At 67.9% G+C, this 15,461-nt stretch carries 11 protein-coding genes and 1 pseudogene; 5 read left to right on the plus strand and 7 right to left on the minus strand.

The annotated features are described in order from the left end of the window. Positions 1 to 86: 86 nt before the first annotated feature. The 5 genes and pseudogenes from JOD97_RS18545 to JOD97_RS18560 form a co-directional block, all read right to left on the minus strand. Positions 87 to 2,519, minus strand: a complete 2,433-nt coding sequence (locus JOD97_RS18545) for a sulfite reductase flavoprotein subunit alpha (protein ID WP_209721315.1) — start codon at positions 2,517 to 2,519, stop codon at positions 87 to 89. Continuing rightward, the gene (locus JOD97_RS18550) at positions 2,516 to 4,633 is read right to left on the minus strand and encodes a TonB-dependent siderophore receptor (RefSeq protein ID WP_209721318.1); all 2,118 of its coding nucleotides are present in this window, start codon (positions 4,631 to 4,633) and stop codon (positions 2,516 to 2,518) included. Before JOD97_RS18550 ends, JOD97_RS18545 begins: the two co-directional genes overlap by 4 nt. 64 nt (positions 4,634 to 4,697) lie before the next feature. Continuing rightward, complete coding sequence (blaOXA, locus tag JOD97_RS33275) at positions 4,698 to 5,504, minus strand: class D beta-lactamase (RefSeq protein WP_373999903.1); 807 nt, start codon at positions 5,502 to 5,504, stop codon at positions 4,698 to 4,700. A gap of 96 nt (positions 5,505 to 5,600) precedes the next feature. Then, a pseudogene (locus tag JOD97_RS33280) lies at positions 5,601 to 6,476 on the minus strand (M56 family metallopeptidase); the annotation flags it as partial. After that, positions 6,473 to 6,850 carry a BlaI/MecI/CopY family transcriptional regulator gene (locus JOD97_RS18560; protein WP_209721325.1) on the minus strand — a complete coding sequence of 126 codons (378 nt, stop codon included), beginning with the start codon at positions 6,848 to 6,850 and terminating at the stop codon, positions 6,473 to 6,475. The pseudogene JOD97_RS33280 and the gene JOD97_RS18560, both read right to left, overlap by 4 nt. A 264-nt stretch (positions 6,851 to 7,114) precedes the next feature. Here JOD97_RS18560 and JOD97_RS18565 point away from each other — a divergent pair, with 264 nt between their 5' ends. Both JOD97_RS18565 and JOD97_RS18570 read left to right on the plus strand, forming a co-directional pair. Then, the gene (locus JOD97_RS18565) at positions 7,115 to 7,540 is read left to right on the plus strand and encodes an organic hydroperoxide resistance protein (RefSeq protein ID WP_209721328.1); all 426 of its coding nucleotides are present in this window, start codon (positions 7,115 to 7,117) and stop codon (positions 7,538 to 7,540) included. 76 nt (positions 7,541 to 7,616) lie between these two features. Then, complete coding sequence (locus JOD97_RS18570; protein WP_209721331.1) at positions 7,617 to 8,069, plus strand: GNAT family N-acetyltransferase; 453 nt, start codon at positions 7,617 to 7,619, stop codon at positions 8,067 to 8,069. A gap of 113 nt (positions 8,070 to 8,182) precedes the next feature. Here JOD97_RS18570 and JOD97_RS18575 read toward each other — a convergent pair whose 3' ends face one another. Further along, the gene (locus JOD97_RS18575; RefSeq protein WP_209721334.1) at positions 8,183 to 9,442 is read right to left on the minus strand and encodes a PAS domain-containing sensor histidine kinase; all 1,260 of its coding nucleotides are present in this window, start codon (positions 9,440 to 9,442) and stop codon (positions 8,183 to 8,185) included. After that, the gene (locus JOD97_RS18580; RefSeq protein ID WP_209721337.1) at positions 9,432 to 10,793 is read right to left on the minus strand and encodes a sigma-54 dependent transcriptional regulator; all 1,362 of its coding nucleotides are present in this window, start codon (positions 10,791 to 10,793) and stop codon (positions 9,432 to 9,434) included. Before JOD97_RS18580 ends, JOD97_RS18575 begins: the two co-directional genes overlap by 11 nt. A gap of 192 nt (positions 10,794 to 10,985) precedes the next feature. Here JOD97_RS18580 and JOD97_RS18585 point away from each other — a divergent pair, with 192 nt between their 5' ends. The 3 genes from JOD97_RS18585 to JOD97_RS18595 are packed head-to-tail and all read left to right on the plus strand — an operon-like array spanning position 10,986 to position 15,447. Beyond that, positions 10,986 to 12,290 (plus strand): efflux RND transporter periplasmic adaptor subunit, encoded by a 1,305-nt coding sequence (locus JOD97_RS18585; RefSeq protein WP_229264557.1) that lies wholly within the window; start codon positions 10,986 to 10,988, stop codon positions 12,288 to 12,290. Positions 12,291 to 12,324: 34 nt separating this feature from the next. Then, positions 12,325 to 13,005, plus strand: a complete 681-nt coding sequence (locus JOD97_RS18590) for an ABC transporter ATP-binding protein (protein WP_209721339.1) — start codon at positions 12,325 to 12,327, stop codon at positions 13,003 to 13,005. An 18-nt stretch (positions 13,006 to 13,023) separates the two neighbouring features. Beyond that, positions 13,024 to 15,447 (plus strand): ABC transporter permease, encoded by a 2,424-nt coding sequence (locus tag JOD97_RS18595; protein WP_209721344.1) that lies wholly within the window; start codon positions 13,024 to 13,026, stop codon positions 15,445 to 15,447. The last annotated feature ends 14 nt before the right edge of the window (positions 15,448 to 15,461 follow it).

The following is a 15,461-nucleotide window of genomic DNA, read 5'->3' on the forward strand; positions in this document are numbered from 1 at the left end:
ATCAAGCAAACAAAGGTTCTGCGCATAAGCCCACCCGTCGTTGAAATCGATGATAAGGCGGCGATCAACTGGCCGCTGTCCGTCACTCAGTATACATCGCGCCGATAGCGGCCCGTCTCGATCAGATCGTCGAGCGCGGCGCGGCCGATGATTTCCTCCAGCGCGGCTTCGACACCGCCGGCCATGCCCTGCAGGCTGCCGCAGATATACAGCACCGCGCCGTCGGCGATCCAGGCGCGCAAGGCGTCGGCTTTGACGCGCATGCGGTCCTGCACATACTCGCCGCCGGCGACATCGCGCGAAAACACCAGATCGAGCTCCGGCAGGAAGCCGCGCTCGCGGTAATCGCGGATTTCGCCGGCGCAGATGCCGTCGAACTCGCGCTGGCGCTCGCCGAAGATCAGCCAGTTGCGGCGCGCGCCTTCCCGCACACGCGCGCGCAGATGCGAGCGCAGGCCGGCCATGCCGGAACCGTTGCCGATGTATATGCTTGGCAGCGGCTGCGGATGCGCGTCGAACGACGGATTGGCCACCAGCCGCACCCGCACTTCATCACCGAGCGACGCCTGCTCCGTCAGCCAGCCGGAGGCCAGCCCCATGCCCTGCCCGTGCTTCACCTGACGCACCAGCAGCTGCATACCGCCGTCCGACGGCAGCGAGGCGAGCGAGTAGCGCCGCGGCGCGACCGCCTGGCGCTGTTCTTCGCTGGCGCCGGCCGGCGCGTAGTGGCCCGGCCAGATGTCGACCAGCGCGCCCGGCCGCCAGTTGGCGACGGCGCCGGCGTCGTCCGCGCACAGCGTGATTTCATACAGTCCGCCACCGATGCTGCCTGGATTGAGCAGTGCGCGCTCCATCAGCCGCCAGCGCGTGTAATCCGATTCCGGCACGGCGGCCGACAGCGCCACCTCGGCGGAGTCGCCGCCGATCAGCTCACGCAAGGCGTGCGACCAGCGCGCCAGCGCACCGGCGTCGCCGTTGTCGACTTCGATGATCGGATGCAGCGGCCGCGCGCCCATCACGCGCAGGCGCTGGTCCAGCGTCTGGCCGAAGCCGCAGAACTGCGCGTAATTGCGGTCGCCCAGCGCCAGCACGGCGTACTGCATGTGCGCCAGCTCCTCGGCCGCCGTTTGCAGCAGGCGGCTGAAGCGGCGCGCGGCGTCCGGCGGTTCGCCCTCGCCGAAGCTGCTGGCGACGAACAACGCGCGGCGGTATTTGCCCAGCTGCGGCGGCGTCAGTTTTTCCAGCGAGTGCACGTGCACCGGCACGCCGGCCTTCTGCAAGGCCGCCGCGCTTTGCAGCGCCAGCCGCTCGGCCTGGCCGGTCTGGCTGGCGTAGGCCATCAACACCGGATCGAGCCCCGCGTCGGCGACGCCCGCGCCGGCGGCGAAACGCGCGCGCTCCGCCTGCGCCACGCGCTTCTGCCGGCGACGCTTCAGATACAGCATCCAGCCGGTGATGGCGAAGCCCGGCAGCGCAAGGCTGGTGAAGAACATGAACAACCGGCCGGGCAGGCCGAAATAAGTCCCCATGTGCAGCGGATAGATCGTCGACTGCGCGCGGGCACCGGCCGTCATGTCCTTATACGGCTCGTTCTTGACGATGGCGCCGGTCTGCTGGTTGATCGACATGCGGCCGCGCGCGCGCACGTGCGGCGCGTCCTTGGCCACCCACAGGATCTGGATCGGCTGCGTGGCGCGTTCCGGCGGCCGCAGGAAGGCCATCTTCCAGTTCGGGGCGTTGTGCTCGAAGGTGGCCCAGGTCGCGCCCAGGTCCGCGGCCGGTTCGGCCGCGCGCGGCGGCTTGGCGCCTTTCGGTTTCGGCGCCGTCGCCATGCGCGGCGGCCGGCTCGTGCCCAGCCAGCCATCGACCGTGTCGCGCACCACGTCGAAGCTCCAGTACAAGCCGGTGAGCGTGAAGACGACATAAGCGATCAGCGACCAGGTGCCCGCCACCGAATGCAGCCCCCACAGGAACGAGCGGCCCTTCAGGCGCGTGTCGAAGGTCAGCCAGGTGCGCCAGTCGAACACGCGGCGCGGCCAGCGCAGATACAGGCCGCTGAGCGATAAGCCCAGCAGGCAAATCGCCAGGATGCCCAGCACGATTCGGCCGACGTCGCGCGGCAGCAGCAGGTGCCGGTGCAGCAGTTCCACCCATTCGAAGGCTTCGTTGAAGCGCAAGGGCGGCAGCAGCGCGCCGGTGTAGGGATTGAGATAAATCGTTTCGCCGCGCTCCTCGCCTGGCGCCGGCGCCAGCGTCACGCGCGCGGTGGTACCCGGTTCGGTGTACACGATGATGCCGGTGATACGCGCTTGCGGGTGCAGCAGCTTGGCCGCCTGCGCGACCTGCGGCGGCGCCAGCACCGGCGCCGATTCCACCGGCACATTCAGCACGCCCGGGTTGATCAGGTCCAGCAGTTCCTCGCGAAACGCGAGGATGGCGCCGGTGAGCCCGATCAGGATCAGGATCGTGCCGGCGGTGATGCCGACAAACCAGTGCAGCTGGAACCAGAGCTTTTTCACAGATCGACCTTCACGCCCACTTTGATCAGGCGCGGCGCGCCGGAGCTCAGGCGCGTGCCAGCGCCGGCCCAGTACTCCTTGCCGCCCGCGTTCTCCACGTTGAGCTGAACGCTGGTGCGCTTGCCCATCACCGTCGTCACATACCGGCCGCCGGCGCTAAACAGCGTGACGCCACCGAGGAAGGCCTGGTTCAAATCGTTGACCGGACGGCTGCCGGTGTAATACGCGCCGCCGTTGAACGACAGGCCGGGCACCGCGTCGAGTTCATACGACAGGAAGGCGCTGGCGGTGCGCTTGGCGGCGTTTTCCGGCAGCTTGCCGTTGTAGGCGGCGCCGATGTGGCGGAATTCCGGATCGATGAACTGGGCCGAGGTTTGCCACGACAGCTGGCGCGTCAACCTGCCCTGGGTGGACAGCTCCAGGCCACGGAAGTGCTGCTCGCCGTCGGCGCTGTAGATGTTGGCGGCGTTGGTGTAGTAGCCGGGACGATTGATCTCGAACAGCGACGCCTGCACCAGCGTGCCGCCGGCGCCCGGCATGCGCCAGCGCGCGCCCAGCTCCTTCTGGCGGCTCACGCCCGGCGCCAGGCGCTCGTTGGCGTTGGCGGTGCCGGTCGGCGCGGTCTCGCCCTCCTCCAGCCCCTGCGAACCGGACACGTAGAACGACAAGTCGTCGGTGTACTTGTAGATCAGCGCCGCCAGCGGCGTGGTTTTGCTCACGTCGTAGTGGTTGGTGCCCTGGTCGCTCTTGTACTTCACGGCGCGCACGCCGGCCACCACCTGCCACTGCGGCGACAACGTCATGCGGTCGATTGCGTAGGCGCCCGAGTCGCGCGTCTCCAGCCCGGCGGTGGTCGGCGTGGACGGATAAGCGCCGACGGTGTAGCTGGTGATCGGCGTCGGGTTGTATAAATTCTGCGACGGGATCGTGTAGGTGGCTTGGTAGATCGGGTCCTGTCCCTTGTCGGTACGGTTGACGCCCAAAGTAAGGTCGTGCTGGACCGGACCGGTGCTCACCGTGCCCGCCAGTTCCCCACGCAGCATGGTCGAATCGAGCACGCTGTGCTGCAGGTTGCCGGTGATGCGGCCGGCGCCGGTGGCGATCGCCGCGTTGTTCGTGAAGCGGAAGATCGCCAGCGCGCGATCGCGCGCCGTTTCCGAGTGGCCGCCTTCGACGGTCAGCACCCAATTGTCGCTCAGCGCGTAGTCGGCGCGCAGCGAGGCGTTTTTGGTCTCGGTCTGGAACTTGGCCCAGTCCGGGCCGACCAGGCGCTTGGGGTCGACCGTGGCCGGCAAGGTGATGACGCCATTGACGGCGGTCGGCAAGGTGATGCCCACCTGCTCGGTGACGCGGCGCTTGTCGTATTCCAGATCGGCCGCCAGGCGCAGGCGCGCATTGACGCGCCAATCCAGCGCCGCCGAGACGAAGCGGCGGTTGCCGTTGCCGACATCGTCCAGATAGCTGCCCAAGGTGCCGCCGGCGGCGTTGACGCGCACGCCGACCTGCTGCTGCTCGCCGAAGCGGCGCGCGACGTCGGCGGTGGCGACGGCCGTGCCGTTCTGGTCGACCGTCATGCCCACCGTGGTGACGGGCGTGGCGCCGGCGCGCTTGGTGACGAAGTTGACCACGCCGGCCGGCGACGTGAAGCCGTAGTACAGCGCGGTGGCGCCCTTCAATACTTCGACACGCTCCTTGTCCTCCATCGGCACCTGGCCGAAATTCATGATCGGCAGCGAACCGTTGAGCCGATAATTGGTGCGGTTTTCCACGGCGATGCCACGGATGACCAGCTGGTCCCAGGTCTCGCCACCGTTTTGCTGGCGCGTGACGCCGGCGGTATTGCGCACCGCGTCGTACAAGCCGCCGGCCGCCTGCAGCTCCAGCACCTCGCGCGTGACGACGTTGACGGTCGACGGCACTTCCATGATGTCGGCGCCGCGGAAGCTGCCCGCTTCCACCGTCGTCGGCGCGAAGCCGTCGGCCCGCGCCGCCGTCACCTTGACGGTCTGCAGGATTTTTTCATCGGCCTGCTGCGCCAGCGCGGCGCCCGGGAAAGCGGCGCACAGCGCGAGGTAAAGCGGAAGCAAACTGGGACCACGGCGGAACTGGGACATGAATGGACGGGAAGGCATCGAATTGAAAGGATGCCGTCATTTTACTCGATAATGAGAATGATTATCAATTCCCCTCGATCCGGTCCAGGCGCGCCGGCAGTTCGCGCAGCACGGCGTCGCGCGCGCGCGGGCCGCCGGCGTCATCCTGCCTGCGGTCCAGCACCAGATGCGCGAACACCACGGTGCGCCCGCCCTTGCTGGCCCAGCCGACATACCACCCGTACTGCAACTCGCCGCCTTCGCCGCCATCCACGCGCACCGGCGAGGCGGTTCCGGTTTTCCCCTGGACGGTCCAGCCGTTGGCCAAGGTCACCGGCGCCATGATGCGCGATGTCATGTCATAGGCCCGCAGCGACAGCGGCAGTTCGCGCCGCACCATCTTGCGCAGAAAATCCACCTGCTCGAGCGGCGAAATCTTCAGGCTCGAGCCGACCCAGGACAGCGACAGGCCGTTGTCCTTGCCGGCGTCGCCCGAGAGGTCGCGGTTGCCGTAACCGAAGCTGTCGATGTAGCGCTGGAAGCGCTCCGCGCCCAGCGCCGCCGTCACCTGCTGCGCGAACCACAGCACCGAGTTCTTGAACCATAGCGTCGGATCGGTGTCCTGCCGCCACGAGTCGTTGTAGTCGGTGTAGCCGTCCTTGAACGGCATCCTCGGCGTGTGCGCGTCGGTCAGTATGCCGCTGTCGTAGCCCATCAGGCTGACGACGATGTTGAACGTCGACGCCGGCGTCGCGCGCTCGTCGCAGCGGCCTTCGCGCGCCAGCGTGGCGCCGCTGGCCACGTCGGCCATCGCCAGGCAGCTGAACGGCTGGCGCGGCGCGGCCGCCGACTGCGGATCGATGCGCCAGGCCAGCGCCGGCTGAAACGCCAGCGTGCCGACGACGATGCCGGCCAGGCCGGCCAGCGCCGCCAACCGCAGCCACAGCGAGCGTCCCGCCGCGGACGGCGCGCGTATGAAGCCGATGCGGGCGGCCAGCTGGCGCGCGCCGGCGCTGCCGAAAGCGAGCGCCGTCTCCATCCCCGCCCCCTGCATCTTGAGCTGCGCCAGCAGCGCCGCCGCGTAGGCCTTGCGCTGGGCCGGCGGACGGCCGCGCAGCACCTCGCGGTCGCAGCCCAGCTCCTGCGCCCACGACAGCCGCCCGCGCAGCAGCCGCATGAAGGGATTGAACCAGAACAGCGTTTGCAGCAGCAGGCCGGCGCCGAGCCATTGCAAGTCGCGCCGCCGCAAATGCGTCATCTCGTGCTCGATCATCATTTGCCGCTGCAGGGGATCGAAGCCGCGCAGATGCCCGGGCAGCAGCAGGCGGGCGCGGAAAAACCCGTACAACATCGGCGAGATCGGCGCGTCCACTTCGATCACTTCGGCGCCGCCGGCCAGCGCGCCGGGAATCCGGCGTCCCGCCGCCGACAGCCCGCGCAGGAAACGTCCCGCGTTCAGCAGCCGCAGCGCGGCCCAGCCCAGGCCCGACAGATACACCACCAGCCACGCGCCGGCGCCGACGGCCAGCCATGAACGCGTGGCCGGCCGCACGTCCGTGGTCCACTCGTCGCCGGTCGCGACGATCGACGGCATCGGCTTGGCCGGCGCGGCGGCGGCGGACGTGGCCGGATTCGGCAATTCGATGCGCGGCACCACGCGCAGCCGTTCGCTGTGCGGCAGCAGGATCACCAGGAAAGCGGCGGCCACCGTGGCCTGCCCCAGCAACCACAGCGACCGTTGCGCCGCCAGGCCCGGCCAGCGCCGGCTCAACACCGCCAGCATGGCCCACACGACCAGGCCGGCGGCCAGGCTGCCGGCGCACGCCAGCAGAAACCGGCAAATCAGCAGCTCGTCAAAGCTCATGGCGTTGGCTCGTCGGGCCAGTCCTTCAGCAACTGTTCGAGCTGGGCCAGCTCGTCGTCGTCGACCAGCTTGCTGCCGGTGAACATATTCACGGGCAAGGGCCCGTCCATCTCCATCACCCGCTGGCCGAAATCGCGCGCGAACGCGGCCAAGGTGCCGACCTTCTCCAGCACCGCCGTATAGACCAGCACGCCGTGCACGGTGTGCTGGCTCAGCGAGCCCTTGTCCAGCATGCGTTCCAGCGTCTTGCGGGTCGACGAGAATGACCAGCCGAGCTCGTCTTCTATCTGCTGGTGGATTTCGCGCGCGCTCAGCGGCTGCTGCTTCCACAGCGCTTTGAGCACGGTCAGTTCGGTTATCGAGGGGATGGTCATGGCGGCCTTTCGTGTGACGGTTGACACCATTGTGCGACCTTCGTCGCAATTCCGTCAACGCACCCCGTCAAAAATATTTTCTAAAATCGCTTGCTATTAGATAGCGCACTATGTATAGTTCTCACATCGGCGCTGCAAACGGCAGCGAAGCGTAGTAGATTAGCAAGCTGTCGCGCCACCTGGTAGATCGCTAGCGATTAGATAGTTTGTTAGATTTGTAGTCCAACGATTTGCACTTCAACTTAACTGAAAAAGGAATTCATCATGTCGATCGAAAAAGTACTGTACCGCGCCACTGCAAAAGCCACCGGCGGCCGTGAAGGCAAAGCCGTCTCCTCCGACGGCGTGCTGGACGTCAAGCTGACCACGCCGAAAGAACTCGGCGGCGCCGGCGCGGTCGGCACCAACCCGGAACAGCTGTTCGCGGCCGGCTACTCGGCCTGCTTCCTGGGCGCGCTCAAGTTCGTCAGCGGCCGTGACAAGATCGCCCTGCCGGCGGACGTGTCGATCGAAGGCACGGTCGGCATCGGCGCCATCCCCACCGGTTTCGGCATCGAAGTCGAACTGAAAATCGCGCTGCCGGGCATGGACCGCGACGCCGCGCAAAAACTGGTCGACGCCGCGCATATCGTGTGCCCTTACTCGAACGCCACCCGTGGCAACATCGACGTGACCTTGACCATCCAGTAATCGGTCCCGGGCCGGCGCCCTCCAGCGCCGGCCCTTTGTATTACAATCGTCGCTCCTTCTTCTAGCGAGACACGCAATGATCGAGTGGCATTGGCTGGGCTTCGACGACATCCCCCGCAACGACTGGTACGAGGTGCTGCGCCAGCGGCAGGACGTGTTCATCCTCGAGCAAACCTGCTTGTATCCCGATATCGACGGACTTGACCCCGACAGCCACCACCTGATGGCCTGGCGCGAGATCGACGGCAAGCGCACGCTGGTCGCCTATCTGCGCTGCCTGCCCCCCGGATTGAAGTATGACGAGATGTCGCTGGGCCGCGTGCTGACCACGCGCGCCGCGCGCGGCAGCGGCATCGGCCGCGAGCTGCTGGCCAAGGCCATTCCGCTGGCCGAGGCGCTGCATCCCGGGCACCGCTTCCGCATCGGCGCGCAGGCGCACCTGGGAAAATTCTACGCCGGCTTTGGCTTTAAAACCGTCACCGAGCCCTATGACGAAGACGGCATCATGCACATCGACATGGTCCGCTAAACGAAGCAATACCGATACACCCCATATGGTCCGCTGAACAAGGCATACCGATAAAACACGCAGGGCGGATTAGGCGGAACGCCGTAATCGGCCATCGATGAGCCGCCGATAGCCTAAAACGTCAGCATGAACCGCGCCCCCTCGCCGACGGAGCGCGCATACCGCACCGTGCCGCCATTGGCGTGCACCAGATGGCGCACCATGGCCAAACCGATCCCCCTGCCCTGTTTTTTGGTCGAGAAAAACGGCGTGAAGATATGCGCGGCCAGCGCCTCCGGCACGCCCGGGCCGTTGTCGGCCACCTCGATGCGCAGCCGGCTGCCCCGGCTCAAGCGCGCGCTGACCACCGCTCGCGGCGCGCGCAACGACACCACCACGGCCATCGCCTCGGCCGCGTTCTTGAGCAGATTGATCAGCGCCTGTTCCAGCTGCCCCGGATCGATCATCACCTCCAGCGACGCCGGCTCCACCGAAAACACCACCTGGCCGCCAAGCGCCTGCCATTGCGGCGCGATCAGCGCGGACAGGCGCTCGAACAAGTCCTCCAGGCGCACGCGCTGGGGCTGCGCCTGCGGCACCGTCGACAGGCTGCGATAGCTGCCGACAAAGTCGACCAGGCTGGCGGCGCGGCGGGCGATGGCGTCCAGCGCGATGCCCAGGTCGACGTGGATATCGGCGGGCAGTTCCACGCTGGCTTCCTCGAGCAGCCCGTGGGCGGTGCGCGACAGCGAGGCCACCGGTGTCAGGGAGTTCATGATCTCGTGCGTGAGCACTTGCACCAGCTCGCGCCAGGCGTTGAGCGCCTCCGCTTCCAGTTCGCTTTCCACCGGCATCAGCGCGGCCAGCCGCTGCGCGCTGCCCTGCACCGACAGCGCCGAGATGGCGACCAGCGCGCGCTCGCCACCGCGTTCGGTGTCGAAGGTGATCAACTTGCGCTGGCCGACCGGCTGCGCCGCCAGCAGCTCGTGCAGATCCTGCGGCGCGCTGGCGCGGCCCGGCGCCAGCAGCCTGCGGGCGCTGGCGTTGAGCGGCGCCACCTGCCCGGCGCCACTGGCGTGCATGATGCGGAACAGCGCGATCGGCGCATGTTCAAGGCGCGCCTCCAACGTCAGCACGCTGGCGGCCAGTTCGTTTTGGCGCGGGCCGGGCGTCACATCGGCGCTGGCGCCTTGCCGCTCCATGCGCGGCACGCGCGGCCCGAGTTGGCGCAGGCAATGCCACAGCCCCCAGAGCGGGATCAGGCCAAACAGCGCGCACAGCACGATGCGGCGCGGCTGCGGCGCCGACGACATCGCGTCGGCGCCGGCGGCCAGCGCCATCAGCGCCACTACGCCGGCCGCCACGCCGAGCTTGAGCGCGCGCTCAGATGCCATGCTTGCCCAGCTTGCGATACAAGGCGGCGCGGCTGATGCCCAGCGTTTTGGCCGCGTGGCTGATATTGCCGTTGAATTGGGCCAGCGCGCTGGCGATGGCCTCCCGCTCCAGGGCGTCGAGCGTCATGTCGGCGACGGGGAAGGCCACGCCGCCATCGCTCCTGGCGGCGCTATTGTCCACTGGTACGGCGGCGGGCGGGGCGCCGAGGCCGAAGTCGATCAAACCGTATTCCGCCCCCTGCCCCAGGATGACGGCGCGCTCGCACGCGTGGCGCAGCGCGCGCACATTGCCGGGCCAGTCGTGGCGCCGCAGGCCGTCCAGCGCCACGCCGGCCACCTCGCGCGCCGGCCGCTGGTACTGCAGCTCGTACAGCTTCAGATAGTGCGCCAGCAGCAAAGGAATGTCCTCGCGCCGCTCGCGCAGCGGCGGCACGCGGATCACGATGGTATTGAGCCGAAACAGCAAATCGGGCCGGAAGACGGAGGCATCGAACAGGCGCGCCTCGTCCAGATTGGTGGCGCTGATGATGCGCACGTCGATCGCCTCGGGCTTGTCGGCGCCGATCGGCGTCACCTCGCGCCGCTCCAGCGCCGTCAGCAGCTTGGCTTGCGCGGCCAGCGGCATGTTGCCGATTTCGTCCAAAAACAGCGAACCGCCGCGCGCCGCCTGGAAGCGTCCCGCCCTGTCGGTCCTGGCGTCCGTGAACGAGCCTTTGCGATGGCCGAACAACTCGCTCTCGAAGGTCGATTCCGGCAGCGCCCCCATGTCCACCGCCAGCAGCGTGCCGGCCGCGCGGCGCGACAGGGCGTGGATCGCGCGCGCCACCAGCTCCTTGCCGACGCCGTTCTCGCCAAGCACCATCACATTCGCCTCGGTCGGCGCCACGCTGCCGATCAGGGCCTTGAGCTCGCGCATCGCGGCCGATTCCCCCATCAGCTCGGGCGCGGCGGCCGACGACCCGCGCAGGGCCGCGCGCCGCGCCAGCGCCTGGTCGACCGCCGCCACCAGCCGCGCGTTGTCCCATGGCTTGGTGATGAAATCGCCGGCGCCGCGCTTGAGCGCCTCGACGGCCAGCGGGACGTCGGCATACGCCGTCATCGCGATCACCGCCGGCGGTCGCCCCTGGGCGCGCAGCACGTCGAGCAGCGCCAGGCCCTCGGCGCCGTCGATGCAGCCGGGCGTGAAATTCAGGTCGAGCAGCACCACGTCCGGCACGCCCCGCGCGAGCAGCGACGGCAGGCCGGCGGGATCGCACAGCGTGACGACCTGGCCGTGGCGCCGCCGCAGCAGCAACTGCGCGGCGGTCGCGACATCGGGGTCGTCGTCGAGTATCAGTACGTAGGCGGACATGCAGGCATTCTAGCAGCGTGGAAGGGGACCGCGGACATGGCCAACGCCGCCCGGCACGCTGCTCCCGGCGCGGATGTCCAATATCGAACATCACCCGGTGTTCGATATCGAACACCGGCGCCCCGCAGGCGCCCGCAAAGCCGGTGAAGCCCCGGTTTTGGGGCGTGGCACAGGCTTTGCTCTATGACCCGTATGCAGATCAAAAAAAATATCGACCAATCCACTCCGGGCCTGCCGGCCAGCGGCGCGGCGATGGATACCGTGGTGCCGCGCCGACGCGGAAAAACCATCGCCATCGCGGTCGCCTCGGCGCTGGCGGTGGCCGCCGCCGGCTACGCGCTCTGGGCCTGGATGCCGCGCGGCCTGCAAATCGACGGCGCCGACCTGCGCATCGGCCAAGCCGCGCGCGGCGTCTTCGTCGACGAAATCGTCGTGCGGGCCAACGCAGAGCCGCTCAACTCCGTGATCCTCGATTCGGTCGAATCGGGCCGCGTCGAGGAAGTGCTGGCAAGCGATGGCGCGCTGGTCAAAAAAGGGCAGCTGCTGTTCCGCATCTCCAACCCGCAGCGCAACCTGGAACTGCTGGCGCGGCAGTCGGAACACGCGGTCAGCATCTTCAACCTGTCGAACCTGCGCGTGGCGCAGGAGGCCAGCGCCAGCGACCATCGCCGGCGGCTGGACGACCTGCGCTTCGACGTCGACCAGGCGCGCAAGCAGCACCAGCGCAACGCGCGGCTGGCCGCACAGGGCTTCATTTCCAGCGTGGCGCTGGAGGAGTCGGCGGACAAGCTGCAACAGCAGCAGCGCCAATTGGCCAACGAGGAGCGCGCGTCCAGCACCGAGGACAAGGTGCGCAGCGCCGCCGCGCAACAACTCGAAAGCGCGATCGACGGCCTGAATTCCGGCCTGAAGCTGGTCTCCGGCACCGTCGACGCCCTGGCCGTGCGTGCGCCGGTCGAAGGAAGGCTGACCAATTTCCGCCTGCAGGTGGGCGAGTCGATCGCCACCGGCAAAAACATCGGCCGCATCGACGACCCGGTGCGTTTCAAGCTGTCGGCCAGCGTCGACGAGTACTACCTCAATCGCATGGCGGTCGGCCGCAAGGGCAGCGTCAAACAGGACGACAAAAGCTATGCCGCCGACATCAGCACCATCTACCCGCAGATCAAGGAAGGCCGCTTCACCGTCGAGATGGTGTTCAAGGACGGCCAGCCGCCGGTGCTCAATCCGGGCCAGAGCCTCGACGCCCGCATCACGCTGGGCGAGCCGGCGCCGGCGCTGCTGCTGCCCAACGGCGCCTTCATCAACGACAGCGGCGGCGCCTGGGTCTACGTGGTCGACGCCAGCGGACGTGGCGCGCAGCGCCGCGCGGTGCGCATCGGACGCCGCAACAACAGCCAGATCGAAGTGCTCGAGGGACTGGCCGCCGGCGACAAGGTGATCCTGTCCAGCTACGCCGCCTACGGAAATTCACCCAGGCTGCAAATTACGCAGTAAATTCACATCCACACCACCAAAAAGGCAAACCCACATGCTCAAACTTGTCGGCATCAGCAAAATCCACCAGGCCGGTGAAATCCAGACCACGGCCCTGGACCGCATCGACCTCGAGATCGAGGCGGGCGAATACGTCGCCATCACCGGGCCGTCCGGCTGCGGCAAATCGACGATGCTGGGCATCCTGGGATTGCTGGATTCGCCCAATCACGGCGAATACTGGTTCGAGGGCCGCAACGTCGCCGGCTGGAGCGAATCGAAGCTGAACCAGCTGCGGCGCGGCCGCATCGGCTTCATTTTCCAAAGCTTCAACCTGATCGAGGAGCTGACCGTGTTCGAAAACGTCGAACTGGCGCTCGAATACAACGGCACCCCGGCGCGCGAGCGGCGCGAACGCGTGACCGCGATGCTCAACAAGCTGGGTGTCGGCCACCGGGCCGCGCACCGGCCGTCGCAGCTGTCCGGCGGCCAGCAGCAGCGCGTGGCGATCGCGCGCGCGCTGGTGGCCGGTCCCGCCGTGCTGCTGGCCGATGAACCGACCGGTAACCTCGACACCGCGCACGGCGACGAGGTCATGCGCCTGCTGCGCGAGATCAACGCCGAGGGCACGACCGTGGTGATGGTGACGCACTCGCCGGAGCACGCCGCGCAGGCCTCGCGCACCATCAACCTGCTCGACGGCCGCATCATGGTCGACGCCCTGCAGGCCGCTTAAGCGTCAGGATCATCCTTCATGAACCTGCGCGATTTTCGCATCGGCTGGCGCTTGCTGGTCGGGGAACCCGGCTACTCGGCCGCCGTGGTCCTGAGCCTGGCGGTCGGTTTCGCCAGCTGTTTCCTGCTGCTGGGATTTGTGCGCTACTCGTTCAGCTACGACCGGGACGTGCCGCAAGGCGACCGGATATTCCTGGTCAAAATGCGCAACAACACCTTCCAGCAGCCGACGTGGACCGAGTCGGTGCCGCTCGCCTTCCTCGAACCGGCCCGCGCCAGCGGCATGACCGACGGCGTCACCGCCGTGGTGCCGCTGCCGGTGGGGATGAAGACCAACGCCCTGCCGCAATCGATCCAGCTGGCGGCGGTCCATGCCGATTTCCCCGCGATGTTCGGCGTGCGGGCGCTGGCCGGCGACCTGCGTCAGGCCTTGAGCCGGCCCGACACCCTGGCCCTGACGACCAGCAGCGCGACCCGCTTGTTCGGCGGCGCCGACGCCGTCGGCCGGATGGTGCACATCGGCGGCAAGCCCTACACGGTGGCGGCGGTGGTCGCCGACCGGCCGTCCAACAGCACCTTGAGCTACGGGGCGCTGGCGGGCATGGATACCGGGGCGTGGGACAGCGCCGAACGCAAGGTGCTGATGTCGTCGTGGGGTTACATCAACGGCGCAAAGATCTATGTGCGGCTCAAGCCCGGCGTCGGCGCCGAGGCCCTGCGGCGGCATTTGCAGCGGGCCACCGACGACTCGCCGTACACGCGCGAGCAAGCCGCCGAGCTGGAGGAAAAAACAGTTGGCCGAAAAGTGCGCGACATGGCCCTGGGCGCGCTGCCCGATATGTACTTCGACGCCGACACCGCCAACACGCCGAACAGCGGTCCGCATGGCGACATGCGCGCCATGCTGGGCCTGACGGCGGTGGCGCTGCTGATCCTCGCGCTGGCGGCGATCAACTACGCCAACCTGGCTACCGTGCGCGCGCTGCGGCGCCAGCGCGAAATCGCCGTGCGCAAGGTGCTCGGCGCCGACGGCATGCGCGTGCTCCGCCAATTCCTGGCCGAATCGCTACTGGTGGCGATGACGGCAACCGCGCTGGGTTTGCTGCTGGCCTGGGTGATGCTGCCACTGTTCGCCGACCTGGTCGACCGCCGGCTCGACGGCCTGTTCACGCCCATCACGCTACTGGTCAACCTGGCGCTGGGGACGGCGATCGGCCTGCTGTCGGGCGCCTACCCGGCATGGGTGGCGCTGCGCGTCAGGCCGCCGCAAGCGCTGGCGGGACGCGGTGGCGACGAAACTTCGGGCGCGCTATGGCTGCGGCGCGTGCTGACGGTGCTGCAGTTTTCCACCGCCATGGGGCTGGTCGCCGTCACGCTGGCGGTGGCCTGGCAAACGCACCACGCCAGCCAGGCCAGCCCTGGCTTCGACCCATCCCCGCTGCTGGTGTTGGAACTACCAGCCGACACCTCCAATCCGGCCGCCCGCGGTCTGCGCGAGGCGCTCAAACACCTGCCGGGCGTCGACGGCGTGGCGACATCGCTCGATCCGATCGGACGCCAATTCGCCGGCGCCAACATCAAGGTCACGCGCAAGTCAGGACGCTGGAGCAGCCTGTCGATCCGCTCGATCAGCGCCGACTTCTTCGATGTCCACGCACTGCGGCCGGTCGCCGGGCGCCTGTTCAGCGATAAGACAGACAAGGACGAGGGCGGCTTCCAATCGGTGCTGCTCAATGCCCGCGCCGCGCGCGCACTGGGCTTCGCCGACCCGGCCGACGCCGTCGGCCAGCTACTCACCACCGACAGCGGCGACGGCAAGGTGACCGCGACGATCGTCGGCATCGCGCCCGATCTGCGTTATGACAGCCTGCGCGACACGCCCAAATCCTACCTGTACTTCACCAGCCAGCAAAACAGCACGCTGACGCTGCGCGCGCGCGGCGACCTGGGCCAACTCGGAGGCGCGACCCACGCGCTGGCCGCGCGCTACTTCCCGAACGACGTGGTGGCAATCCGCCAGGCGCGCAGCTACTTCGCACTGAACTACGGCGACGATCTGCGGCTTGCCAAGCTGCTTGGCCTGGCGAGCGCCATCGCCGTGATGATCGCCGGCTTCGGCGTGTACGTGCTGTCGACGTACAACGTGCGCCGGCTGGGCCGGCAGATCGTGCTACGCAAGCTGTTCGGCGCGGGACGGCGCGACATCGCCAGGCTGGTCGGACGCGAAGCGCTGATCCTGGTGGCGATCAGCGCGGCGATCGGCCTGCCGGTGGCCACGCTGGTGATCCAGCGCTACCTGGCCTCGTTCATCGAACGCGCGCCGATCGGCGGCTGGACCCTGCTTGCCGGGATACTGACCGCGCTGCTGGTGACGTTGGTGTCGACGTTGCGTGGCACGCTGGCGGCGGTGCGCATGTCGCCCGCGATGGCATTACGAGACTAAATAAAGGGAGTTGC

The organism is Duganella sp. 1411, from assembly GCF_017833525.1.
In the GTDB taxonomy this organism is placed as follows: domain Bacteria; phylum Pseudomonadota; class Gammaproteobacteria; order Burkholderiales; family Burkholderiaceae_D; genus Rugamonas.

What these genes read in the sequence shown, in the direction of transcription:
- JOD97_RS18550 (WP_209721318.1), bottom strand. Translation starts at nt 4,633, where the DNA reads ATGTCCCAGTTCCGCCGTGGTCCCAGTTTGCTTCCGCTTTACCTCGCG.
- JOD97_RS18560 (WP_209721325.1), bottom strand. Translation starts at nt 6,850, where the DNA reads ATGACCATCCCCTCGATAACCGAACTGACCGTGCTCAAAGCGCTGTGG.
- JOD97_RS18565 (WP_209721328.1), top strand. Translation starts at nt 7,115, where the DNA reads ATGTCGATCGAAAAAGTACTGTACCGCGCCACTGCAAAAGCCACCGGC.
- JOD97_RS18570 (WP_209721331.1), top strand. Translation starts at nt 7,617, where the DNA reads ATGATCGAGTGGCATTGGCTGGGCTTCGACGACATCCCCCGCAACGAC.
- JOD97_RS18575 (WP_209721334.1), bottom strand. Translation starts at nt 9,442, where the DNA reads ATGGCATCTGAGCGCGCGCTCAAGCTCGGCGTGGCGGCCGGCGTAGTG.
- JOD97_RS18580 (WP_209721337.1), bottom strand. Translation starts at nt 10,793, where the DNA reads ATGTCCGCCTACGTACTGATACTCGACGACGACCCCGATGTCGCGACC.
- JOD97_RS18585 (WP_229264557.1), top strand. Translation starts at nt 10,986, where the DNA reads ATGCAGATCAAAAAAAATATCGACCAATCCACTCCGGGCCTGCCGGCC.
- JOD97_RS18590 (WP_209721339.1), top strand. Translation starts at nt 12,325, where the DNA reads ATGCTCAAACTTGTCGGCATCAGCAAAATCCACCAGGCCGGTGAAATC.
- JOD97_RS18595 (WP_209721344.1), top strand. Translation starts at nt 13,024, where the DNA reads ATGAACCTGCGCGATTTTCGCATCGGCTGGCGCTTGCTGGTCGGGGAA.